The 22,105-nt window shown below is 44.8% G+C and carries 22 protein-coding genes; 16 read left to right on the top strand and 6 right to left on the bottom strand.

From position 1 onward, the window contains the following. The first annotated feature begins 180 nt into the window (after positions 1 to 180). The 7 genes from AC57BQ_RS21765 (at position 181) to msrB (ending at position 8,062) form a co-directional block, all read left to right on the top strand. The gene (locus tag AC57BQ_RS21765) at positions 181 to 1,719 is read left to right on the top strand and encodes a sulfatase family protein (RefSeq protein WP_496408257.1); all 1,539 of its coding nucleotides are present in this window, start codon (positions 181 to 183) and stop codon (positions 1,717 to 1,719) included. Between the two features lie 9 nt (positions 1,720 to 1,728). Next, positions 1,729 to 3,831: a sulfatase-like hydrolase/transferase gene (locus AC57BQ_RS21760; RefSeq protein ID WP_496408256.1), complete on the top strand. Its 2,103-nt coding sequence runs from the start codon at positions 1,729 to 1,731 to the stop codon at positions 3,829 to 3,831. 82 nt (positions 3,832 to 3,913) lie between these two features. Then, the gene (locus tag AC57BQ_RS21755) at positions 3,914 to 4,846 is read left to right on the top strand and encodes a helix-turn-helix domain-containing protein (RefSeq protein ID WP_496408255.1); all 933 of its coding nucleotides are present in this window, start codon (positions 3,914 to 3,916) and stop codon (positions 4,844 to 4,846) included. 96 nt (positions 4,847 to 4,942) lie between these two features. Then, positions 4,943 to 5,725: an SDR family oxidoreductase gene (locus AC57BQ_RS21750; RefSeq protein ID WP_496408254.1), complete on the top strand. Its 783-nt coding sequence runs from the start codon at positions 4,943 to 4,945 to the stop codon at positions 5,723 to 5,725. Positions 5,726 to 5,762: 37 nt separating this feature from the next. After that, on the top strand, positions 5,763 to 6,527 hold the full coding sequence (locus AC57BQ_RS21745; protein ID WP_496408253.1) for an SDR family NAD(P)-dependent oxidoreductase: 765 nt from the start codon (positions 5,763 to 5,765) through the stop codon (positions 6,525 to 6,527). Positions 6,528 to 6,814: 287 nt separating this feature from the next. Continuing rightward, complete coding sequence (gene msrA / locus AC57BQ_RS21740; protein ID WP_496408252.1) at positions 6,815 to 7,462, top strand: peptide-methionine (S)-S-oxide reductase MsrA; 648 nt, start codon at positions 6,815 to 6,817, stop codon at positions 7,460 to 7,462. Between the two features lie 78 nt (positions 7,463 to 7,540). Beyond that, positions 7,541 to 8,062, top strand: a complete 522-nt coding sequence (msrB, locus tag AC57BQ_RS21735) for a peptide-methionine (R)-S-oxide reductase MsrB (protein WP_496408251.1) — start codon at positions 7,541 to 7,543, stop codon at positions 8,060 to 8,062. Between the two features lie 105 nt (positions 8,063 to 8,167). On the opposite strand, the gene AC57BQ_RS21730 is transcribed toward msrB, so the two are convergent. After that, positions 8,168 to 8,917: a DeoR/GlpR family DNA-binding transcription regulator gene (locus AC57BQ_RS21730; RefSeq protein ID WP_090473083.1), complete on the bottom strand. Its 750-nt coding sequence runs from the start codon at positions 8,915 to 8,917 to the stop codon at positions 8,168 to 8,170. 96 nt (positions 8,918 to 9,013) lie between these two features. Here AC57BQ_RS21730 and AC57BQ_RS21725 point away from each other — a divergent pair, with 96 nt between their 5' ends. Together AC57BQ_RS21725 and AC57BQ_RS21720 are read left to right on the top strand one after the other, a co-directional pair. Continuing rightward, complete coding sequence (locus AC57BQ_RS21725) at positions 9,014 to 9,463, top strand: DUF1569 domain-containing protein (RefSeq protein WP_496408250.1); 450 nt, start codon at positions 9,014 to 9,016, stop codon at positions 9,461 to 9,463. 19 nt (positions 9,464 to 9,482) lie between these two features. Continuing rightward, positions 9,483 to 10,037, top strand: a complete 555-nt coding sequence (locus AC57BQ_RS21720) for a 5' nucleotidase, NT5C type (RefSeq protein WP_496408249.1) — start codon at positions 9,483 to 9,485, stop codon at positions 10,035 to 10,037. 98 nt (positions 10,038 to 10,135) lie between these two features. On the opposite strand, the gene AC57BQ_RS21715 is transcribed toward AC57BQ_RS21720, so the two are convergent. Beyond that, on the bottom strand, positions 10,136 to 10,432 hold the full coding sequence (locus AC57BQ_RS21715; protein WP_496408248.1) for a Dabb family protein: 297 nt from the start codon (positions 10,430 to 10,432) through the stop codon (positions 10,136 to 10,138). A gap of 147 nt (positions 10,433 to 10,579) precedes the next feature. Between AC57BQ_RS21715 and AC57BQ_RS21710 the strand changes: the two genes are divergently transcribed. Together AC57BQ_RS21710 and AC57BQ_RS21705 are read left to right on the top strand one after the other, a co-directional pair. After that, positions 10,580 to 11,281: a DoxX family protein gene (locus AC57BQ_RS21710; RefSeq protein WP_496408247.1), complete on the top strand. Its 702-nt coding sequence runs from the start codon at positions 10,580 to 10,582 to the stop codon at positions 11,279 to 11,281. Positions 11,282 to 11,325: 44 nt separating this feature from the next. Further along, positions 11,326 to 12,228: a metallophosphoesterase family protein gene (locus AC57BQ_RS21705; RefSeq protein WP_496408246.1), complete on the top strand. Its 903-nt coding sequence runs from the start codon at positions 11,326 to 11,328 to the stop codon at positions 12,226 to 12,228. On the opposite strand, the gene pdxR is transcribed toward AC57BQ_RS21705, so the two are convergent. After that, positions 12,225 to 13,709, bottom strand: a complete 1,485-nt coding sequence (gene pdxR / locus AC57BQ_RS21700; RefSeq protein WP_496408245.1) for a MocR-like pyridoxine biosynthesis transcription factor PdxR — start codon at positions 13,707 to 13,709, stop codon at positions 12,225 to 12,227. The two genes, AC57BQ_RS21705 and pdxR, sit on opposite strands and share 4 nt — an antisense overlap. A 98-nt stretch (positions 13,710 to 13,807) precedes the next feature. On the opposite strand from pdxR, the gene AC57BQ_RS21695 reads away from it, so the two are divergent. The 5 genes from AC57BQ_RS21695 (at position 13,808) to AC57BQ_RS21675 (ending at position 16,847) form a co-directional block, all read left to right on the top strand. After that, entirely contained in the window at positions 13,808 to 14,374 is a 567-nt protein-coding gene (locus tag AC57BQ_RS21695) for a Crp/Fnr family transcriptional regulator (RefSeq protein ID WP_496408244.1), read from the top strand. 92 nt (positions 14,375 to 14,466) lie between these two features. Further along, positions 14,467 to 14,967 carry a DoxX family protein gene (locus tag AC57BQ_RS21690; protein WP_496408243.1) on the top strand — a complete coding sequence of 167 codons (501 nt, stop codon included), beginning with the start codon at positions 14,467 to 14,469 and terminating at the stop codon, positions 14,965 to 14,967. 19 nt (positions 14,968 to 14,986) lie between these two features. Further along, positions 14,987 to 15,415: a cupin domain-containing protein gene (locus tag AC57BQ_RS21685; RefSeq protein WP_496408242.1), complete on the top strand. Its 429-nt coding sequence runs from the start codon at positions 14,987 to 14,989 to the stop codon at positions 15,413 to 15,415. A gap of 1 nt (position 15,416) precedes the next feature. Further along, a complete protein-coding gene (locus AC57BQ_RS21680) occupies positions 15,417 to 16,439 on the top strand; it encodes an EamA family transporter (RefSeq protein WP_496408241.1) in 1,023 nt (340 codons plus the stop codon). Positions 16,440 to 16,466: 27 nt separating this feature from the next. Further along, positions 16,467 to 16,847: a DoxX family protein gene (locus AC57BQ_RS21675; protein ID WP_496408240.1), complete on the top strand. Its 381-nt coding sequence runs from the start codon at positions 16,467 to 16,469 to the stop codon at positions 16,845 to 16,847. Between the two features lie 262 nt (positions 16,848 to 17,109). Here AC57BQ_RS21675 and AC57BQ_RS21670 read toward each other — a convergent pair whose 3' ends face one another. From AC57BQ_RS21670 to AC57BQ_RS21660, 3 genes are all read right to left on the bottom strand, one after another. Beyond that, complete coding sequence (locus AC57BQ_RS21670; RefSeq protein ID WP_496408239.1) at positions 17,110 to 17,529, bottom strand: VOC family protein; 420 nt, start codon at positions 17,527 to 17,529, stop codon at positions 17,110 to 17,112. Between the two features lie 220 nt (positions 17,530 to 17,749). After that, entirely contained in the window at positions 17,750 to 18,835 is a 1,086-nt protein-coding gene (locus tag AC57BQ_RS21665; protein WP_496408238.1) for an efflux RND transporter periplasmic adaptor subunit, read from the bottom strand. Positions 18,836 to 18,839: 4 nt separating this feature from the next. Next, positions 18,840 to 22,100 carry an efflux RND transporter permease subunit gene (locus AC57BQ_RS21660; protein WP_496408237.1) on the bottom strand — a complete coding sequence of 1,087 codons (3,261 nt, stop codon included), beginning with the start codon at positions 22,098 to 22,100 and terminating at the stop codon, positions 18,840 to 18,842. Between the last annotated feature and the right edge of the window lie 5 nt (positions 22,101 to 22,105).

Here is a 22,105-nt window from a genome sequence, read left to right as displayed (position 1 = left end):
AGTGTTAAAATTTAAGGTTTAAAAAGTTTTATTCCTAACTCTGCCGGATGTCCGGGTTCCAAACCAATGCAAACGTTTGTGTTATTTTAAGCTTTAAGACGCCCGTGTTTTATAAGTATCTTGTTGGACTAAAAGCATCGCCGCGATAGTCATTTATACATCTTATTGAATTATGTCAGTATGAAAAACAGAGCCCTACTGAAAACTATAAACACCTTTTTGCTGCTGATGAGCATGACTTTTGTAAGCTACTCACAGCAAAAACCCAACGTGATATACATTTACGCCGATGACCTGGGTTACGGCGATCTGAGTTGCTATGGCGCTACCAAACTGCACACGCCCAACCTGGATAAACTGGCCAAAATCGGCATCCGTTTTACCAATGCGCATGCTACTTCGGCTACCTGTACGCCATCAAGGTTCGCGCTCATGACCGGCAAATATCCCTGGCGCAAAACTGGCACGGGTATATTGCCGGGCAATGCGGCGCTCATTATCCCGATCAATAAGACTACGCTGCCCCAGGTATTTAAGCGGGCAGGATACGCCACGGCTATTGTGGGCAAATGGCATTTGGGCCTGGGCGACAGCGTAAATAAAAACTGGAACGGCGAAATAAAACCGGGGCCCAATGAAGTTGGCTTTGATTATTCGTTCATTTTTCCGGCCACGGCCGATAGGGTGCCTACCGTTTTCCTGGAAAATCACCGGGTAGTAGCCAGCGACGCCAATGACCCCATAGCGGTTGACTACAGCAAGAAAATAGGGAATGACCCCACCGGGAAAGAGCATCCGGAACTGCTGAAACTAAAGTCGTCGCCCGGGCAGGGGCATGATAATACCATTGTGAACGGTATTGGCCGCATTGGCTATATGAGTGGCGGTTACCAGGCCCGCTGGGTGGACGAGGAGGTATCATCTACTTTCCTGTTCAAGGTGGAGCAGTTTATAACCGATCATCGCCAAAAACCGTTCTTTTTGTACTATGCCTTAACCGAGCCCCATGTACCGCGTATGCCGGCCACACGTTTCAAAGGCACAAGTGGACTAGGTTATCGCGGGGATGACATCCTGCAGCTGGACTGGACCATAGGGCAACTGATGAAAACGCTGGAACTGAATGATATGGCCAAAAATACGCTCATCATATTTACGAGTGATAATGGTCCCGTGCTTGATGATGGTTACCAGGATGGAGCCGTTACCCTATTAAGCGGGCATACACCATGGGGGCCAATGCGGGGCGGCAAATACAGCGCGCTGGAAGCCGGTACCCGTTTACCTTTTATTGTAAACTGGCCGGCACAGATAAAACCGGGTGTTTCTGACGCCTTATTTAGCCAGATGGATATTTTAGCATCGATGGCTCATTTGCTGAATCAAAAGATCCCTAAGAGGGATGCTGAAGATAGCCAGGATCACTTAGATGCACTTTTGGGTAAAAGTAAACAGGGGCGATCAACCCTGATAGAACAGGGCAGTACTGATCCCACAGCCATCATAAAAGGCGACTGGAAGTATATTAAACCGCACCCGGGTGTGGAATATATGAAGGATGTTGGTATAGAATCGGGCAACTCACCATCGCCGCAGCTCTATAACCTGAAGGATGATATCGGCGAAAAAAATAACCTGGCCGATACTTATCCCGACAAGGTAAAAGAGCTCGATCAGCTATTGAAAAATGAAATAAGCAGAAACACGGAGAAAAAGTAAGCAGGAATTATGATCGCAAAATATTGGTTAAGGGTATCGGTTGTCTTTTTAGCTATAGGTTTTAATACGCTGACTGTAAAGGCTCAGCAAAAACCAAACATCATTTTTATACTAACCGACGATTTGGGTTATGGCGACATCGGCGTGTTTTTTCAAAACCAACGGAAAGCTTCTGGCGACCATAGCCAGCCTTATGAGTTAACGCCTAACCTGGATAAAATGGCACTGAGCGGCGTCCGCTTTACTCAACAATACGCCAACGCACCGGTTTGTGCGCCATCCCGGGCTTCGCTCCTCACCGGGCTTAACCAGGGTAATGCCTCGGTAAGGGATAACCAGTTTGATAAGATGCTGGAAAACAATTACACCGTGGCATCCATGTTAAAAACAGCGGGTTACAGCACTACAGCTTTTGGTAAATGGGGTTTGCAGGGTGTTAAGGAGGAAGGTCCAAATTGGCCCGGCCACCCCCTCAAACGGGGTTTTGATAATTACTATGGCTATATGCGCCATGCCGACGGTCATGAGCATTATCCGCTGGAAGGTTTGTATCGCGGCAAAAAACAAGTATGGGATAATAATAACGAAGTATCGGCCGGGCTAAGCAAATGCTATACTGCCGACCTCTGGACCGCTGCCGCCAAAAAATGGATCGTCGATCATAAAAACGGAAAAGATGCCACTAAGCCGTTTTTTATGTACCTGGCTTATGATACGCCCCATGCGGTTATCGAATTACCGACACAGGCCTATCCTGCTGGGAGAGGGCTAAAAGGAGGGCTGCAATGGCTGGGCGATGCCGGGCATATGATCAACACGGCTTCGGGGACAATTGATTCGTACATGTACCCTGAGTACGCCAACGCCACTTATGACGATGACCATAACCCGGCCACGCCTGAAGTTCCCTGGCCTGATACCTATAAAAGATACGCTACGGCGGTACGCAGGATAGATGACGCGGTAGGTGACATCCGGCAATTGCTCACTGATCTGAATATGGCCGATAATACCCTGGTGATCTTTACTTCCGATAATGGTCCATCCATCGAATCTTATTTGCCGGCCTCGTTTGTGCCGAATTATCCTACGTTTTTTGGGGGCTATGGCCCATTTGATGGTATCAAAAGGGATTGTTGGGAAGGCGGGCTAAGAATGCCAACAATAGCTGCCTGGCCAAAACATATCAAAGCCGGAGAGGTGGTAAATACACCATCCATGCTGTCAGACTGGATGCCTACTTTTGCCGATGCCGCGCATATCCCAGCTCCTGCACGTACGGACGGCGTCTCTTTATTGCCTTCCTTAACCGGATCAGGTAAGCAAAAACAAGGACTGGTTTATGTGGAGTATTTTGAAGGTGGCAAAACGCCCGATTTTAAGGAGTTTGAACCCGGCAAGCGCGGAAGAAAGCGCGACCAAATGCAGGCCATTCGCATGGGCGACCTGGTGGGTGTGCGTTACGCCATTAAAACCGCTGATGATGATTTTGAAATATACAATGCCCTGAATGATCCTAAAGAAATAAACAATATAGCCTCCAGACCGGGCTATGCAAAAATTCAGGAAGCGATGAAGGCAAAAGTACTACAGGTGAGGCACCCGGATGCAGAGGCTCCGCGCCCCTATGATGCAGCACCTATACCGGCAGATAAAGTTGCAGCAAAGTTATTACCGGGCCTTTCCTGGAAGTATTATGCCGGGAAATTCCCCTGGGTAGCCAAAACAGATGGACTCACCATCACCACCAAAGGAACAAGCCAAATGGTAAACGGTACAGAAGCAGGTCGTAAACAGGGCATGATATGTTACCAGGGTTTTATAAAAATTCCTGCCGATGGACACTACACCTTCTCGCTGCAGGTATCAGGCAAAGCCTACCTGCGTTTGCATGAGGCCACATTGATCGATGCCGATTTTGGGTATCAGTCGGGCACGGTGCTTACGCAGGGTGTCAATTTAAAAGCCGGCAATCATGCCATAACCTTGTATTATTTGTTGCCGGAGGACGGTACATCTCAGGTAAGGCTTAAATGTACAGGTCAAAACGGGGTAGATATTGGCAGGGGGAATCAGGTGTTTAGTCATGGAGTCTTGAGTTCGAAGTCATAAGTCAAAAAAACGATTTTAGACTTAAGATTCAATACTTGCGACTTAGCAGTAGTATATTTGAATTTTATAAATTTTGTGTGCCATGGATATTACTACGCTGGATGATTTTTACGAGCACGCGGCTTCTGTAAGCGGCGAAAGTGTGAGTTCGCTGTTGCCCGAAGGTATCAACAAAGAGATTGGCCATTTCAATATATTTGATGTAGCTGAGCTATTTACCCGTATCAAAAAAGCGCCCGGACTGATGCCCTATAACCGCCGGGCCTATTATAAGATAAGCCTCATAAGCGGTCATAGTATGGCCGAGTATGCCGACAAGACCATCGAGATCGAAAAGAATGCCCTGCTTTTCGCCACACCCAAAATACCCTATAACTGGGTGCCGCAGACCGATCAGCAATCGGGTTTCTTTTGCATTTTTACAGCCGATTTCCTGTTGCCCAGTAAAAGCGGTGTAGTATTGGATGATCTGCCTATATTTAAGCCAGGTGGTTACCCGGTATTTCAGCTTAGTGATAAGGAGGCGGCTGATATTCGTCACATTTTCAAAAAGATGAGTGAAGAGATAGGTTCCCATTACGCTTATAAGTACGACCTGCTGCGCAACTATGTGTTGGAACTGATCCATTACGGGCAAAAGTTGCAGCCGCTCACTACGCTCTATGCGGGCCATAACGCTTCAGCCAGGGTATCATCCTTGTTCATTGAACTTTTAGAAAGACAGTTTCCTATTGATTCGCCGCACCAGAAAATAGGTTTACGTACCGCTAAAGATTATGCCGACAGGCTGTCTGTACACATCAATCACCTTAACAAAGTACTTAAGGAGAACACTGGCAAAACCACTACCGAGCATATCAGCAACCGGATAATACAGGAAGCCAAGATCCTGCTAAAACAAACAGCCTGGAACATTTCGGAGATCGCCTATAGTTTGGGTTTTGAGGAAGTGGCGCATTTTTCTACCTTTTTTAAAAAGCAGACCAATATCGCCCCGCTGAAATTTCGCGCCTAAGCGATATTTGAATTTCGCAAAAAACGGATTGATATTCACAAACGGCTGAGTAGGTATATGACTGAACTTTGTTTTATCAAATTTTAAGATAAAACAATGAAACTCCAGCATAATACTATACTCATTACCGGCGGCACCAGTGGCTTTGGTTATGAGTTTGCCTCGCGCCTATTGGTACTGGGTAATACGGTAATCATTACCGGTCGTAACCAGGATCGCCTGGATGAGGCCAGAGTTAAATTACCGGGCATACACACATTTCAAAGTGATGTAAGCGATCCGGAACAAATAACGATTTTGTTTGAGCAGGTAACTACCCAATTTCCCGGACTAAACATGCTGATCAATAATGCCGGCGAAATGCGTATGATCAGTTTGCACGATACTAGGATCGATCTGCAAGATATTACACGCGAAGTGGAGATCAACCTGATGGGGCCTATCCGCATGGTGCAGCAGTTTTTACCGCATCTCAAAAAACAAAAAAACGCCGCTATTTTAAATGCTACCTCGGGCATAGCGTTAATGCCTTTCCCATTGTCGCCTATTTATGGGGCTACCAAATCAGGCTTACGGTCGTATACCAAATCATTGCGCGTACAGCTTAAAAGTACGGGTATTAAAATATTTGAACTGATAGCGCCTGGTTCCACAACCCCTTTGAACGACAAGTTTACCCAGATAGACGGATTTGACGATAAAATGCTGATGAATCCCGGTAAGCTGATCGACGCGGCTATCAAAGGACTAATGAAAGATCAGTTGGAAATATACCCCGGCCTGGCCCGCATAATGAAGGTGATGAGCCGACTGGCGCCTGAGTTTTTATTAAATCAAACCAGCAAGATAGGCGCTCAATGGATCGCCTCGAAAAATTAAAACCATTTTTTACAAATCATAATACAACACAAACACAATGTCAACAAATCATAAAATTGCCCTGGTAACCGGCGGTAGCCGCGGCTTAGGGAAAGACATGGCGCTTAAACTGGCTCAAAAAGGCCTCGACGTCATTATAACATATAATAGCAGGAAAGAAGATGCCCTGGCCGTAGTGACCCAGGTTGAGCAAACAGGCAGTAAAGCCGCGGCTCTGCAACTGAATGTGGGCGATATAAAAAGCTTCGATGCGTTTTTTGAAGAGCTAACCAGTATTCTGAAAAATACTTTTAATGTAGATCACTTCGACTTTTTAATCAACAACGGCGGCATCGGTGGTCATGCACCTTTTGGCCAGGTTACCGAAGAAATGTTTGACGAACTGTTGAACATTCATTTCAAAGGAGTTTACTTTTTAACACAGGGATCGCTCAATTTATTGAATGATGGTGGGGGCATCGTCAATATATCATCCGGTTTGGCCCGTTTCAGTATGCCTGGGCCATCTGCTTACGCTTCCATGAAAGGCGCGGTTGAGGTATTGACCCGGTACCTGGCTCTTGAACTGGGGCCACGCCGCATCAGGGCAAACGTTGTTGCTCCCGGGGCTATAGCCACTGATTTTTCGGGCGGCAGAGTTCGGGATAATGCAGAAACTAATCAAATGGTAAGCAATGCTACCGCATTAGGTCGTGTTGGGCAGCCCGAAGATATTGGTGGCGTAGTAGCCTTTTTATGTACCGAGGATGCCCGCTGGATAAATGCCCAGCGTATTGAGGTATCAGGCGGTATGCACATTTGATCATCCATCTGAAATAATACCTTTTTATACTTTTTAGGGGCAAAACCCGCTTTATTTATAGAGCGGGTTTTGCCGTGCTAATATATTTCATAAAACCTCGTAATCTTGCTGTAAGGTTTACCTGCTTTGGTCGACTAAGCCTAAAAACAATGACCGGCTGTCTCAAGAAGATTGTCAGCTTATCATCAAATTCAGCTAAATAAAATATATTTCATTAACCGCGGGTAAACTTATTACGTTAGTAGTATAGAACCCGATAAAGTATAAAACGTAAAAACTAAATATCAATGAAAAAGAATATCGTGCTTTTAATGTTATTCATAGCCAATTGCACTGCCGCTTTCGCTACGGTAGGTAATACGCCTAGTAAACATCTGGTAACTGGTGGCTCTCCCGGTGCAAAACTGGATACCGCTACCTTCGCTACAGGTTGTTTTTGGTGCACCGAGGCCAAATTTCAGCAGTTAAAAGGAGTAAAAAAAGTGATCTCGGGCTTCAGTGGCGGGCATGTAGCCCATCCCACTTATGAGCAGGTTTGTACCGGCACCACCGGGCATGCCGAAGCTTGTAATATTATTTATGACCCCGCGCAGATCTCTTTTGATGAGCTATTGGAAGCCTTCTTTGTTGCCCATGACCCTACCCAGCTTAACCGTCAAGGCAATGATGTGGGTACACAATACCGCTCGGCTATATTTTATCACAATGCCGCTCAAAAACAAAAAGCCGATTACTACATCAGCAAGCTCAATACCGAAAAAGCTTACAAAAGCAATATCGTAACCCAGGTGGTACCCTATAAAGCATTTTACAAGGCCGAAGATTACCATCAGAACTATTTTAACCAGAACGGTAGTCAGCCTTATTGCAAATACGTGATACAACCCGAGCTGGAAAAATTCAAAAAGGTATTCAAAAACAAGTTGAAGTCATAAAGTAAGTTTGAGTGTTTAAGTGCCCCCCCCAAGAAAAAATCACTAATTCACTAAATCAATAATTCAATAATTATTCTGATGAGAACAATAATTTTAGCAGGCATACTGGTGTTTTTCGTTGGAGCAGCTAATGCCCAGCACCTGAAAAGCGACAAAGGGCACGAAAAGAACCCATATTACTCCAATACGGATACCAAAAAACTAAACGTGACCGATGCGGAGTGGAAGAAGATATTGCCACCTGCCTTATACGCCACTGCAAGAGAGCAGTCCACAGAAGCCCCGTTCACAGGCCAGTATTGGGATAAGAATGCCAAAGGGACTTACTATTGCGCCGTTTGTGGTAATGAGCTGTTCCGGTCGGATGCTAAATTTGCGAGTAATTGTGGTTGGCCAAGTTTTTATCAGGCGGTAAGAAAAAACAGTGTGATTTACCGGGAGGATAACTCGGTTGGCATGCAGCGTACTGAAGTGCTCTGCGCGAGATGTGGTTCGCACCTGGGGCATATATTTGATGATGGTCCGGCGCCAACCTATAAAAGATATTGCATGAACTCCATCTCGCTTGATTTTGCTCCTGACGGATTGAAAGCAAAATAGATGTAGTATAAAATCAAGAGATAAGAGTCAAGAATTAAGACAAAAATAATAATTGTTGTTTTGTGCTTTCTTGATTCTTGACTCTTATCTCTTGCTTCTCGACCGCTATTTGATCAGTATCCCCGCTTCTTTAAATCCACTCAGGTCTGTTGTGGATGGATCCTTTTCGGTAACAATAACATCAATGGCATTAGCCGCGCATACATAATAGGGGTCTGATGCGCCTATTTTATCATAAGTAGATAAGGCGATCACATATTTCGAGGTTTCGATCATGGCCCTGTCTACCAGGCTTTCCTGGTAAGTAAAACCGGTTAGTCCCAGCTTCAGATCAATACTACAAATGCCCAGCAGGCACACATCAGCCCTGAAATTGCGGATAGCTTCAATGGTTTCATGGCCGGTAGTTGAAAAGGCGTGTTTGTTGAGCTCGCCGCCAATAAAAAAAACGGTAACATGAGGATAGTCTTCTAAAATAGATACCACCGGAAAGCTGTTGGTAATAACGGTTAAGTTGATGTCCCTGGGTAAAGCGGCAATAACCGCGGTAGTGGTAGTGCCCCCGTTAAGAATGATAACCTGCCCCGGTTTTATAAATTCTAAAGCTTTTTGAGCTATTACTTTTTTATGTTGTGTATCTATATGCTGACGTTCCTTAAAATGCGGATGTACAGGCGAGCCGATAATAGCCCCACCGCGAACGGCTTTCAGCAGGCCCTTGTCTGATAATTCTTTAATATCCCTTCTAACCGTATCTGTAGACACATTAAGCAACCGGCTCAGATCGTCCAATACAACTTTATTGTCTTGTGCAATCTGTTCAATTATTTTTTGAAGACGTTCTTCTTTCAGCATAAAAACAAATATAAGAATAATTATTTATTGCAAATTGCTGCAATAAATTAACATTTAATTTGCAATTAATTGAAATATATTGCATAATATTGCAATATGAAAAATCTATTTAACCACACCGACACGTCAGAAATCCTTGACCGTGTTGAACATCTAAAACCCACCGCAGGGCGGCTTTGGGGTAAAATGGAGGTTGCACAAATGCTGGCACATTGTTCAGTAACGCTGCAAATGGCTAATGGCGAAAAGAATTTACCAAGAACCTTTTTAGGCTGGATCTTTGGCCGTATGGCAAAAAAAGAATATTTCAATGAAAAGCCCTTTGCCCAGAATGTTCCGTCAGACAAGCATTTGAAAATTGCTGATGAAAGGGATTTCGCCGCAGAAAAGCAAAGACTAATAACCTATATCAAAAAATTCCAAACCGCGGGCGAAAATGGCGTAACCAAACACCCCCATCCTTTTTTCGGAGAATTGACACCGGCTACCTGGGGCGTTGGTATGCATAAACACCTCGATCATCATTTACGACAGTTTGGGGCTTAAATAATAACAACAATAAAATATGAAAAGATTAAAAAGAATTGCAGTTGATATGGACGGTGTTTTGGCCGATACCGATGCACATTATTTAACCTGGTATTATAATGCCTATGGCGTCCAGATCCCTTATGAACAAATGTTGGGTAAGCCAGAAGGGGAAGGTTTTCCGGAAGAAGGCGCCATCCGGAAATTTATACTGTCACCTGGCTTTTTCCGTACCCTGCCGGTGATCCCTGGCGCGGTTGAAGCAATAAAAGAACTGATGGAGGATTTTGAAGTTTTTATTGTATCGGCAGCTATGGAGTTTCCGTTGTCGTTACCCGAAAAATACGAATGGCTGCAGGAGCATTTCCCATTTATCCCCTGGACCCATATTGTTTTCTGTGGTGATAAAAGTTTAATCAATACCGACTATATGATCGACGATCACCCTAAAAACTTAGATAAATTTAAGGGGACTACCATCATGTTTAACGCTGCTCATAATGCTAATATCGATCATCATCAACGTGTACGGTCGTGGACAGAAGTATTGGCTTTATTGAAAAATGAAAAGGATCTGATACCCGAAGTTTAGTGTTTATGGAAATTATAGGATACAACCAGAATCTATCAAGAAACCATAAAGCCGATTGAAATAAACTAAGCGGCTTTATGGTTTAACATGATGCAGCCTTATTCAGCATCGTATATAACTACTTTTTCAAAGTAAACGCGGAACCCGTCCAAAAAAGCTAAATGCAATGGATGTGTCTGATAAACATCGTGGCCGGCCAGGTCATCAAAAAATACAGTTAAGCTAAAAGTATAAGTGGTATCTACAACCGCGCGCTCAATAGGAGCAGGCGTACCAATATGCAATGTTTTAATGCTTTCAACGCCTTCTAAGGTCTCCAGGCTTTTACGAAAGGTAATTTTTTGATCGGCGGTAGTGTCGGCTTTTAGCCAGAATAAAACGTGGTGTATTATCATTGTTTAAATTTTTCCAAATGTAATAAATAGCCGTTTACCGGGTTAAAAGCGGATAGCCTTTTATTGATTTTGTTGAATAGATTGTGCTGTTGGTTGAAAAGAATTGGTTTTGCTTTAATAAATGAAAATTTTTAAGCAAAAAACAATATGAACCCGTTACAATTGCTATTATTTATGATTGCGGGAGGGTTATTTAACCTGATCCCTAAAAACTCGATGTATACCCTTATACCGGCGAGGATATTTTTCTATCTCTCCTGTTTTATCATCCTGAGCTATATTGCCTTGTACTTTTCGGGGATCCATGAGCAGCATGTGCTCCTTATACTAACAAACATGTCAAAATACGCTTATTTGGCATGGATAGTTTTGCTTGGATATTTGGCAGTGAATATTTCTGGTAGTGATTTCAGGAGTTTATATACCGCGGAGCATCCGGATAAGAGGGTCATCTTCCGAAATACATTATATGGGCTCTCTGTAATGGTTGGTGGCATTTTTATCATTGCTACTATTGGTAAATCGCAGAATTTTAAACAAATGAGCGACTTTTTTAAACTCTCTGGCTATGCCATTTGGTTCCTGTACTTTATCATGGTGGTTGAAGCCGCAGGAGGGGTAGGTATCCTGTTGCACCGATACCTGAAAACCGGATTATTGGCTGCTTTGGGGCTTTTCCTGATCATGCTGGGAGCGGTTTATACCCATTGGCATAACCATGATCCTTTTTCTGATTCTTATGCCGCGATGGCACAAATGATCAATCTGGGTCTGCTGATCTTTTTTTATTACAAGCAGAAACAGCTTAATACCGTTAATAACAGATTATTTAACCTTGACTTAAGCTAAAAACCAAACAGATAAAGCACCTTTGTATCCATAATTATTGTGCAATGCAAAGAAGATCGGCCCTTAAAAATATCGGGGGACTACTTTTGGTCCCTTCCCTAACGTTTGGTAATACATCAGCAAAAAACAAACCCGTTTTAAGGGTAGCCCACTTAACAGATATCCATCTTAAAAATAAATTCGACGCGCCTGCAAGGTTTGCTAAATGCCTGCACCACGTACAGCAACAAACACCCCAAGTTGATCTTATATTAAATGGCGGCGATGTGGTGTTTGATATGAATAAGGAAAACATCAGTACCATAAACGACCAGTGGCAATTGAGCAAATCAATTATGAAATCTGATTGTAGCACACCGGTACGATATTGCCTTGGCAATCACGATATTTGGTGGAATGAGGACGATAAAGGACAGGCTATTTACGGCAAGAAATATTCCATGGATCAGTTGGGCCTGGTTAAGCCTTATTATAGTTTTATACAAAGCGGATGGAAATTCATTATCCTGGATAGCGTTCACCTGGACATTGATGATACCTGGTATATTGGCAAACTGGGCGATGAGCAATTTACCTGGCTTGAACAGGAATTGAAATCTACCGATCCGTCTATGCCAGTACTGGTTATGACGCATATTCCTATCCTGACGGCTACTAACCTGATCGAAGATAACACCGTAAACAGGTGGACAATGTACGGTGGCGATATGCATACCGATAATGCCAAAATCATCAAGTTGTTTTACCAGCATCCCAATGTTAAGTTATGCCTGAGCGGGCATATCCACCTGCGCGAAAAACTGGTGTATAATCATGTTACCTATCTTTGCAATGGCGCGGTAAGCGGTGCCTGGTGGGAGGGCAACAGAAGGGAAACCGCCCCGGGTTATGGCCTTATTGACCTGTATGCCGATGGTAGCTTTACGGAAGATTATATCAATTATTAAAGCAATTTTTTAACCGCTGCTGTTAATATACCGGTAGCGGTTTCCAACTCCTTTGGCGTTAAAGCGGCAAATCCTAACCGTACCGATGATGGGGCATAAGCTGCGTCATGAAAATAACCAGTACCATTACCCACAAATAGTCCCATCGCCGAAGCTTTTTCGGCTACTTCTTTAGCTTTAATACCATTGAGATAATTTATCCAAACGGCGAAGCCACCATCGGGGATCTTAAAGCTGATATGTTCATGAAGTTGCTCTTTGAGCAGTTGACATAATACATCGCGCCGTTCGTGATAGGTTTTGTTGGCCTTTTTGAGATGCCGACCGATATCACCGTTCTTTAGCAGGTTGGCCATGGCCTCTTCTAACAGCAGCTCCCCTTGCCGGTCGATCAGTTTGCGTAACCGGGCCGCCTGTACAATTAAGTTGGGCGGGGCCACCATAAAGCCGATACGAATACCCGGCGCAATGGTTTTGCAAAACGAGCCGATATATATGATGCTGCCATAATAGTCGGCACTGGCTAGCGGCAATATCGGGCCGCTTGAATAATGGAAATCGTAATCATAATCGTCTTCAATGATCGCGAAACGGTATTTATGTGCCAATTCCAGCAATTGCATCCGCCGTTCGGAACTTAACGTGACAGAAGTTGGGCGGTGATGGTGCGGAATTACGTATACAATTTTTACTTTTTTCTTTTTGCAGATGGCTTCCACCGCTTCCAGGTCTATCCCATGGTCATCGACTGGAACAAGGGCCATTTGCGCACCGGCTTGCTGAAACGTGTGGTTTGCTTCCGGATATCCGGGATCGCCGGCAATTACCGTGTCGTTTTTGGAGAGTAATATCTGGGCGGTAAGGTATATAGCCATTTGCGAGCCTTTGGTAATAATGATATGCTCAGGATTAACTTGCAGCCCGCGTGTTTCGCCTAAAAAGCGGGCAAGCTCTGTTCGCAGGTTTTCGGAGCCATACTCCGATCCGTACATCCAATATTTTGAAGTAAAGTGGTAATTGCCAAAGCGTCTGTATTCGCGTACCAGCAGCTCGATAGGAGCCAAACGTGTATCCGGAAAACCATCATTGAATACAAGGTGGGTATCATTAACGGGTTGAAATAGCTGTGGAAAAGGTATCCTATTGTCATCTACTTCAAAATATGTTTTAGAAGAATAGCAACTTGGGCCGGTAGATTCAGGTAATGACCGCGGTTTAATGTCGGGCAGATTTTTAGCCACAAAAATGCCCCTACGCGGATAAACATCAACCCAGCTTTGCGCATACAGCTCGTCATATGCAGCAACCACGGTTTGGCGGTGTATAACCAGCTTTTGTGCCAACGCACGGCTGCCCGGCAAAGCCGAACCCGGTTTTAACTTCCCCTGGCGTATCTGGTTAATGATGCCATTGGCAATTTGGAGATAAACCGGTGTTTGAGCAGTTTTGTCAATATGTATTAAAATTTCGGCTAAAAGCATGCTGGACTAGTTGATTAATGGCTTATGAATGATAAATATAGACCAATGCTTTTTTAGTTGAACACAATAAAAACAAAATTTGTACATTAAACCACATCATGACGGCAGAACTTAAAGCTTTTATAAAACAATACGCAGATCTTGACCAGGATAAGCTGGACGCTGTTACTCAAAAGTTTAAACAGCGCAGCCTTAAAAAGAACGACTTTTTACTGGAGGAGGGTTTGGTATGTAGCGATCTTGTTTTTGTGCAGGAAGGTTGCCTGCGGCTATATTATTTGCAGGATGAGGTGGAAATATCGGTATGGTTTGCTTTTGAGCATTCATCGGCTATTGAGATCTATAGCTTTATCAGTGAAAAACCATCAAATTATTTTCTGCAAGCTATCGAGGATACCGTAATATGGTATCTGCCCAAAAGCGAGCTAACCAATTTGTATAAGCAATATCCCGAAATGCAGGAAATGATGCGCAATTTTTGGGAGGATGTTATCCTTAACCTGCTAGAGCGGTTCACCGCCTTACAGCGGGATTCAGCCGAACAACGCTATCTCGATCTATTAACCAAACCAACTTTTCTGCAAAAGATCCCTCAAAAATACCTGGCCTCGTTCATTGGTGTTACGCCAACCTCTTTAAGCCGGATAAGAAAGAATATTCGCTAATTAATTGGACTACCACTGTTATTATTAGTGGACTATCTAAATGGTCCACAAGTGGCGTAACTTTAAGTGTTATTTAATCAAACACAAAGATTATGCAGCTTATTCAAAACTTCAAACTCCCCTCCCTGTACCTGCGTGTAGCTATAGGCTCGGCTTATATATGGGAAGTTGCCGATCGTTTAGGAATATTGGGCGCTAATGGCCGGCCACATGTAGGCTGGGGCGACTGGCAGCATTTTATCGCTTATGCCCGCCAGGTAATGAGTTTTTTGCCCGCATCATTGATTCCTGCTTTTGCCACCATAGCCACCATCGGCGAGGCCACTTTTGGTCTTTTGATCCTGATAGGTTTATTTACCCGTTTGGCGGCTATAGGCTCAGGAATTTTGGGTTTTTGTTTTGCTATAGCCATGGCCATCTCATTTGGTATCGAATCGCCGCTGGGTTATTCGGTATTTACATTAAGTGCCGCGAGTATTTTGCTGGCTACACTACCATCCTATGCCTGGAGCATCGACAGCCTGTTATCGCACCAAAAAATCAACAAACAATTGACTATTTACCAGGATAAAAACGGCGTAGAAACCGTTTGAACTCATAAACTTTTTAGAAATGAAAGCATTAATTATTATCATACTAACCATTTTGTCTCCATGTTTTGGGAAGTTAAATCCACCGAAGCGTGTGTGCCGGAAAGTGCAAAGCAACATAACTGAAACCTACCTGCTCAAAACATTGCTTAATCAGCCCGGCATCAATAATAAGGAGGTACAAATGCTGGTGGTAACCTTTCCGCCGGCAAGTGTATCTGCCGCGCACAGGCATCCTTTTCCAACCTTTGGTTATTTGCTGGAAGGTGAATTGGAATCAACGTTTGAAGGTAAAACTTATCATTACAAACCCGGCGATTCATTTTATGAAAAACCTAACGGCCTGCATGCCGTAACCCGGAACAGCCGCAAGGATAAACCGGCGAAGCTCCTTGTATTCTTTATCGCCGAAAAAAATAAACCTACTACTGTACCCGTAAAAACTAAATAACATGAAAACTGCAACATCAAATAAACCCTCAACCCTTTTAGTAGTAATAGCCTTTGCTATTGTTTACGTGGTATGGGGTTCCACCTACTTTTTTATACAGATGGCGGTACATGGCTTTCCGCCCATGCTGATGGGGGCTTTACGCTTCTTTACAGCCGGGGTACTATTACTAACCTGGTGCCGCTTTAAGGGCGACAAGCTATGGGTTAAAAGAGATGTAGTTACTTCGGCCATTAGCGGTTTGCTGATGCTTTTTGTGGCCACCGGTATCGTGATCTGGGCCGAACGTACCCTGCCAAGCGCTATGGTTGCCATCATGGTATCAGCCAATCCTATCTGGTTTGTGATCCTTGACCGGGTGAACTGGAAGCTGAACTTTAAAAGTCGTACAACCATTGCCGGGTTGATACTGGGCTTTGCCGGGGTGATCCTGTTATTTGGGGAAGCTATTAGCAAATCCTTATCCGGTGCGATCAATCATGCGCAATTAACAGGTCTGATCCTGTTACTGGCCGGACCGATTGCCTGGTCGGCAGGTTCGCTTGTTTCCAAAAAACGGGGTAGCGATGCGCCGGCCCGGGTAAACACTTCATGGCAAATGATCATTGCGGGCCTGGCATTTATACCTGCCAGTTTGTTTAACCATGAGTTGGGTTCATTTCATTTGGCCAGCGTACCTTTGCAATCATGGTTAGCCATTGGTTACCTGATCTTATTTGGTTCTATTGCCGCATTCAGCGCTTATGTATGGTTGTTAAAAGTTCGCCCGGCAACAGAGGTGAGTACCCACTCCTATGTAAACCCGGTTATAGCCGTGTTGTTGGGTACCTTGTTTGCCCATGAAAACATTTCTGGCCTGCAAATATTTGGCCTGGTAGTGATCCTGATCAGCGTGTTATTGGTGAACATGGCTAAATATGGTAAAATCACCTTTATGCGCTCGTGGTTTGGATTGGACAAGCATAATGATAAAATAGTAGAACATTTGAGCCCCGCCCAGCATACTGAGATCTGTCTGGATTAATTTGTAATAACCTAAAAAAACAATCACATGAGCACCAAAAAGATCAACATCATTTACTGGATTTTCACTGGCTTACTATTGGCCGCTATGGGATTAGGAGCCATTCCTGATCTGTTGTCGATGCCCGAAGCGCTGGCCGTATTTAAGCACCTGGGTTATCCTGCTTACTTGTCGCCTTTTATGGGTGCGGTTAAGCTATTGGGGGTGATCGCTATATTAATTCCCGGCTTTCCACGGATCAAGGAATGGGTGTACGCGGGTTTTGTTTTTGACCTTACAGGGGCCACCTATTCAGGCCTGGCCTCAGGAGACCCGATACCTCAGGTATTGCCCATGTTGATCGGTTATGCTCTGATCATCGGATCATACATTTATCATCACAAGAGACTAAAAGCAAAACAAGCTTGATTTTTTGAGAACATGTGACAAAGTGGGTTTGCATGGTTTACACAATTTATGGTTGACATTGAAATAATATATTGATAATCAATATGTTATTGTGATATTGTCGCAGTATAGTGGGTTTACATGTAAACCCACTCAGCGCAAGGTATTCCATGTCATTAAATAAGGATTTATGAAGTATTCAATATCGGGCGCCGGATGATGAATGATGATTTCGATGTTGGAAATTCAAAATTCATTATTCGATATTATTGGGGCATTTTCTTTAGTACGTGTTCTCAAAACTAATAAGCCATTGGTTACCAAATTTATCAACAAGATCGCCAAACAAGGCACCCCAGAAAGTATCTTCCAGGGGGTGTGTCGCTTCGCCATCGGTTGATAACCGGGCGTAATATTCATGGGCTTCCTGTTCGGTATTACAGTTTAACAATAAGGATACGGCATTACCTTTGATCAATCCGTTTTCGGGTACCATATCTGAGGCCGTAAGTACCATATCGCCTTTGACGAGTGTGGCATGTACCACGCAATTTTCCATACAGGGAGGCATTGGCTCATTAAGCGGTAAGGGCAGTTCGCCAACGGTTTGAAAAGTGAGTTTACCGCCAAGGCATTCTTTGTAAAAGGTCATTGCCTCCAGGCAATTACCGTTAAAAGTTAAGTATGAATTGATATTTGCCATGCCAGTATGCCTTTAATATGTACAGATTAATTGACTATACAAAAATGCGTGTTGCAACGCAATTTGATGAGGGCCTAATACGACAATTGAGAGGGTAAATACGACAAAAATTAGAATCAAGAGATAAGAGCCAAGAAGCAAGACAAACCATTCCTTTTCGTCAGTCCATATCAGGACGGAATACTTTTACCTCTTAATTCTTGGCTCTTATCTCTTGATTCTAATTAATCACAGCACCTTGTTTTAATTCATCTCCCGGATGGTTAATAACCTGGTCGCCGGCTTTTAAATTACCAAATACCTCGGTGGAGTCATTCCTGGCTAAACCTTCTTTGATATCAACCAACACGGCTTTCCCTTGCTTAACGGTAACCACATATTCGCGCTCTGTCGACCGTACGATGGCGTTGTTAGGAACCAATAGCGATTTGGCGCCCGAAAGCATGGGGATCCTTACTTCGGCATACATGCCCGGTTTTAACTGTCCGTTTTTATTTTGCACATCAATCTCAATAGCTTCTGAACGCATGCTGCCTAATGAATTAGCCGAACGGCTTATTTTGGCGGTTTGCTCGCTGCCCGGCATGGCGTTAAATACAAAGGTAACGGGTTGCTGCAGATCTACCTTATCTACATAATCCTCCGGGATAAATACCTCCAGACGCATTTTGCTGATGTCCTGCAAGATCAGCATGGGCTGATCGGTGCCTTTGCCTGGCGATACCAATGCTCCGGGTGATACGTTACGCTGTACGATCATGCCATCAAATGGCGCGCGGATATTCAGATAATCCTGTATGGTGCGTACCGATGCCACATTGGATTGTTCTGACCGGGCCATCGCGTCATCAGCTTTCATTTTGGCCGAGGCATTATCCAGATCAAGCGGGGATACCGAGCCGGGTTCTTTAGCCGCCTCTTTTAGTCGCTGATATTTTTCTTTACTGGCGATGGCATTTTCCTGGGCCTGCAAAAATCGGGAATTGGCCGCTTGTAATTGCGATTCCATTTCCGGGGCTTCCAGGGTCATCAATAACTGTCCTTTTTTTACAATGGCGCCGCGGTCAACGTATAGTTTTTTGACAAAGCCGTTTACCTTAGGGAAAATGTTTACTTCATTAAAAGGCTTTAATTGCCCGGGTAAGCGGGCCCGACTCGAAAGCGCTTTTTCGGTTATAATACCAGTTTCGTAAGCCGATTTTTTGCTGGTGGAGGCCGCCGCCATATTTACAGGCGTTTGGTTACTGGAGCAGGCCGCCAGCATACTGGTGGCCGCTGCTAATAATATGATTGATTTAAATTTCATGATCTTATACTGTTAAGGTTTCTTCTTCTGTTATCGGGGCTGAATGTTCAGCGGGTTCATCGGGCATTAATGATGGCGAATCGTAGGTGGTTTTGTTTTGTACCCAGGCAAATACCTGTGGTAAAATAAACAGGGCCGCCAGTGTGGAGGCAAACAAGCCGCCTATTACCGCCCTGCCTAACGGAGCCGATTGTTCGCCGGCTTCACCCATGCCCGAAGCCATCGGTATCATACCGGCTATCATGGCCAGGCTGGTCATCAGGATAGGGCGCAAACGAATGGATGCGCTGGTGATGGCTGCTTTGGTCGCATTACGGTAATCCAGCCGTAGCTTTTCGGCATTAGTCACGATCAGGATGGCGTTGGCTACGGATACCCCTGTCGACATGATCATACCCATGTAGGATTGCAGGTTCAGCGTTGATCCAGTAGCCAAGAGCATGAGTAAGGAACCCAAGATTACCGCTGGCACAGTGGATAGTACCGTTAAGGATACCTTGAACGACTGATAATTGGCTGCCAATAAAAGGAATATCACCAGGATGGCTAAGCCCAAACCATTCTGCAAACTACTCAGTGTTTCGGTAAGCAGGTTGGCCATACCATTCTGCGATGCTATCAAACCTTTGGGTGCTGCACCCAGGGAATTAATAGCCTTTTGCACATCGGTAGTAGCGGTACCCAGATCCTTTTTATAGATATTAGCGCTGATGGTTACAAAGCGGCGTGGCCCGGCCCGGTCATATTCGCCTGGCACATAGCTGGTGGTAAAGGTGGCGATATCACTCAATACCGGGCTGCTTTGGCCCTTAACCAACGGAATCTCTTTCAACTGATCCATGGTGTTCATTACATATTCCGGAATTTGTACCTGTACCTGGTAGGTGTATGCGCCTTTTTCATCCAGCCAAAGGTTTTTATCGGTAAAACGACTTGATGAAGTACTGGCTGTCACCGAGCGGGCAATATCTTTAATGTTGAGTCCCAACTGCGCGGCCTTCAGCCTGTCGAGCGTGATTTTGATGACAGGGAATTTCAGCGGCTGGGCTATCTGTACATCGCGCAGGTAACTGATGCCTTTAAGTTTGTCCACCACTTTGTTGGCATAACCCTCGATCTGGGCCATATCTTTACCGGCCACCTGTACCTCAATAGGCGATGACGCCCCCTGGCTCATGATCTTCTCGGTCATGTCAATCGGTTCAAAGCTTATCCGGAGCTCCGGCAGTTTATAATGGATGTTTTTGCGCAAGGCATCTTTCAGCTCATCCATGTTCACCTTGTACTTTTCATCCAGGTTTACCTGTAATACGGCTTCCTGGGTACCGGTGTTAAACACATACAGGTTGCTGGTTCCATAAGCGGTAGGCACCAGCCCAATATAGCCCGAAGTGATCTCCACATGGTTATTCACCGTTTGGTTAATGATCTGCAATACCTGTTTAAAAGCATCCTCGGTTCGCTCCAACCGGGTGCCATCGGGTTCTTTGATGCGGATCTGGAATTGGCCGTTATTGATTTTCGGCATCATGTCCTTACCTATAAATACAAAGCAAAGACCCGCCAGGATAATCACACTAAAAAGATATACCAGTACAATGCCCTTTTTACGCGGCATGCTCTTATTGAGCACACGGATAAGCCATAGCTTTATCCGCTCAAACAGATCGTTCTCTTCGGGGTGTTTTTGTTCGTTGTTCAGGTGTTGTTTTACCTGACCTTCTTCCTGACCATCCAGAGCCTCCCCAGCATGGGCGTGAATATCTTCATGGTGATAATGCTGATAACGTTCGGCTTTTATAAGCCAGTTACTTAGGATAGGTACTACGGTTTGTGCCAGTATATACGATACGATCATGGTTAAACCGATGGATAAGGAAAGCGGTAAAAACATGGCCTTGGGTACGCCTGTCATCATGAACGATGGCGCAAAAACGGCCAGGATACAAAGCAATATCAGCAAAAGGGGGAACGAAATTTCCTCACAGGCATCATAAATAGCGAGGCGTTTGGATTTGCCCATCTCCAAATGCTGGTGGATGTTTTCGATAGTCACCGTGGCCTGGTCGACGAGAATACCGATGGCCAGTGCCAGTCCGCTCAGGGTCATAATATTGATGGTTTGGCCGAACATACTCAGCAGCAATACCCCTATCAGGATAGATACCGGGATGGTGATCACCACGATGAGGCTGCTTCGCCAGTCGCGCAGAAACAGGAGTACCATTAAACCGGTGAGCAGGGCACCCAAGCCACCTTCGGTCATTAAACTTTTCACAGCATTCACCACAAAAACCGACTGGTCAAACTCGTAGCTCAGCTTGACGTCATCAGGCAGCAGGTTCTGCATTTCGGGTAGCTTGCTTTTAAGATTTTGCACCACGGCCCAGGTGGAGGCATCGGCAGTTTTAACTACCGGGATGTATACCGAACGTTTACCGTTGATGAGGGCATAATCTACCGTAATATCGGCAGCATCGGCCACACGGGCTACGTCCTTTACAAAAATGGGTACGCCATTCTGGGTTTTTACGGGGATATCGCCAAAGTTATCCGGGTTTTTAATGAGCGTGTTCATGGTGGTCAGGAACATGGTATTATCCAGCCGGAGGTTACCAGAGGGCGATGTTACGTTGAACTTAGCCAGCGCGTCAACCACCTCATCGGGTGTTAAATTATAACTGCGCAGCTTATCCGGATCAAGATTTACCGTAATGGAACGCGCATTGGCCCCAAATGGTGGTGATGGCGACAAGCCCGGAACGGTAGCAAACATGGGGCGTATTTTGGTAGCCGCCATATCATAAATGTCCTTTAAACTGCGTGTCGGGCTCGAGAACACCAGCTGACCAACAGGCAGCGACGAGGCATCAAACCTAACCACCTGCGGCGGCAATGCACCAGGAGGGAAAAAGCTGGATGCCCTGTTTACCTGCAGCGCCACCTGTGCCGAAGCTTCGGCCATGTTGGTGCTTTCATAAAACGACAATTTAATCAAGGTTAAACCCTGGATGTTTTTACTGGTGATGCTTTTGATACCATTGATGTACAGGAACTGATCCTGGAACTTGGTAGAGAAAAAACCTTCCATTTGCTGCGGCGACATACCGCCGTAGGCTTCGATTACATATATGGTTGGCAGGTTGAGCTGCGGGAATATATCTATCGGTATTTTTACTGCGCTGAGCACTGAAAATATCAGCAGGCTCATGGTGATCACTATGGTAGTGATGGGCCTTTTGAGCGCGGAGGTGACCATTGACATAGCTA

The organism is Mucilaginibacter sp. BGA-UO-ETr-C110 (genome assembly GCF_059567985.1).
This window is presented reverse-complemented; position numbering and strand designations above follow the sequence as displayed.

What these genes read in the sequence shown, in the direction of transcription:
- AC57BQ_RS21765 (WP_496408257.1), top strand. Translation starts at nt 181, where the DNA reads ATGAAAAACAGAGCCCTACTGAAAACTATAAACACCTTTTTGCTGCTG.
- AC57BQ_RS21760 (WP_496408256.1), top strand. Translation starts at nt 1,729, where the DNA reads ATGATCGCAAAATATTGGTTAAGGGTATCGGTTGTCTTTTTAGCTATA.
- AC57BQ_RS21755 (WP_496408255.1), top strand. Translation starts at nt 3,914, where the DNA reads ATGGATATTACTACGCTGGATGATTTTTACGAGCACGCGGCTTCTGTA.
- AC57BQ_RS21750 (WP_496408254.1), top strand. Translation starts at nt 4,943, where the DNA reads ATGAAACTCCAGCATAATACTATACTCATTACCGGCGGCACCAGTGGC.
- AC57BQ_RS21745 (WP_496408253.1), top strand. Translation starts at nt 5,763, where the DNA reads ATGTCAACAAATCATAAAATTGCCCTGGTAACCGGCGGTAGCCGCGGC.
- msrA (WP_496408252.1), top strand. Translation starts at nt 6,815, where the DNA reads ATGAAAAAGAATATCGTGCTTTTAATGTTATTCATAGCCAATTGCACT.
- msrB (WP_496408251.1), top strand. Translation starts at nt 7,541, where the DNA reads ATGAGAACAATAATTTTAGCAGGCATACTGGTGTTTTTCGTTGGAGCA.
- AC57BQ_RS21730 (WP_090473083.1), bottom strand. Translation starts at nt 8,917, where the DNA reads ATGCTGAAAGAAGAACGTCTTCAAAAAATAATTGAACAGATTGCACAA.
- AC57BQ_RS21725 (WP_496408250.1), top strand. Translation starts at nt 9,014, where the DNA reads ATGAAAAATCTATTTAACCACACCGACACGTCAGAAATCCTTGACCGT.
- AC57BQ_RS21720 (WP_496408249.1), top strand. Translation starts at nt 9,483, where the DNA reads ATGAAAAGATTAAAAAGAATTGCAGTTGATATGGACGGTGTTTTGGCC.
- AC57BQ_RS21715 (WP_496408248.1), bottom strand. Translation starts at nt 10,432, where the DNA reads ATGATAATACACCACGTTTTATTCTGGCTAAAAGCCGACACTACCGCC.
- AC57BQ_RS21710 (WP_496408247.1), top strand. Translation starts at nt 10,580, where the DNA reads ATGAACCCGTTACAATTGCTATTATTTATGATTGCGGGAGGGTTATTT.
- AC57BQ_RS21705 (WP_496408246.1), top strand. Translation starts at nt 11,326, where the DNA reads ATGCAAAGAAGATCGGCCCTTAAAAATATCGGGGGACTACTTTTGGTC.
- pdxR (WP_496408245.1), bottom strand. Translation starts at nt 13,709, where the DNA reads ATGCTTTTAGCCGAAATTTTAATACATATTGACAAAACTGCTCAAACA.
- AC57BQ_RS21695 (WP_496408244.1), top strand. Translation starts at nt 13,808, where the DNA reads ATGACGGCAGAACTTAAAGCTTTTATAAAACAATACGCAGATCTTGAC.
- AC57BQ_RS21690 (WP_496408243.1), top strand. Translation starts at nt 14,467, where the DNA reads ATGCAGCTTATTCAAAACTTCAAACTCCCCTCCCTGTACCTGCGTGTA.
- AC57BQ_RS21685 (WP_496408242.1), top strand. Translation starts at nt 14,987, where the DNA reads ATGAAAGCATTAATTATTATCATACTAACCATTTTGTCTCCATGTTTT.
- AC57BQ_RS21680 (WP_496408241.1), top strand. Translation starts at nt 15,417, where the DNA reads ATGAAAACTGCAACATCAAATAAACCCTCAACCCTTTTAGTAGTAATA.
- AC57BQ_RS21675 (WP_496408240.1), top strand. Translation starts at nt 16,467, where the DNA reads ATGAGCACCAAAAAGATCAACATCATTTACTGGATTTTCACTGGCTTA.
- AC57BQ_RS21670 (WP_496408239.1), bottom strand. Translation starts at nt 17,529, where the DNA reads ATGGCAAATATCAATTCATACTTAACTTTTAACGGTAATTGCCTGGAG.
- AC57BQ_RS21665 (WP_496408238.1), bottom strand. Translation starts at nt 18,835, where the DNA reads ATGAAATTTAAATCAATCATATTATTAGCAGCGGCCACCAGTATGCTG.
- AC57BQ_RS21660 (WP_496408237.1), bottom strand. Translation starts at nt 22,100, where the DNA reads ATGTCAATGGTCACCTCCGCGCTCAAAAGGCCCATCACTACCATAGTG.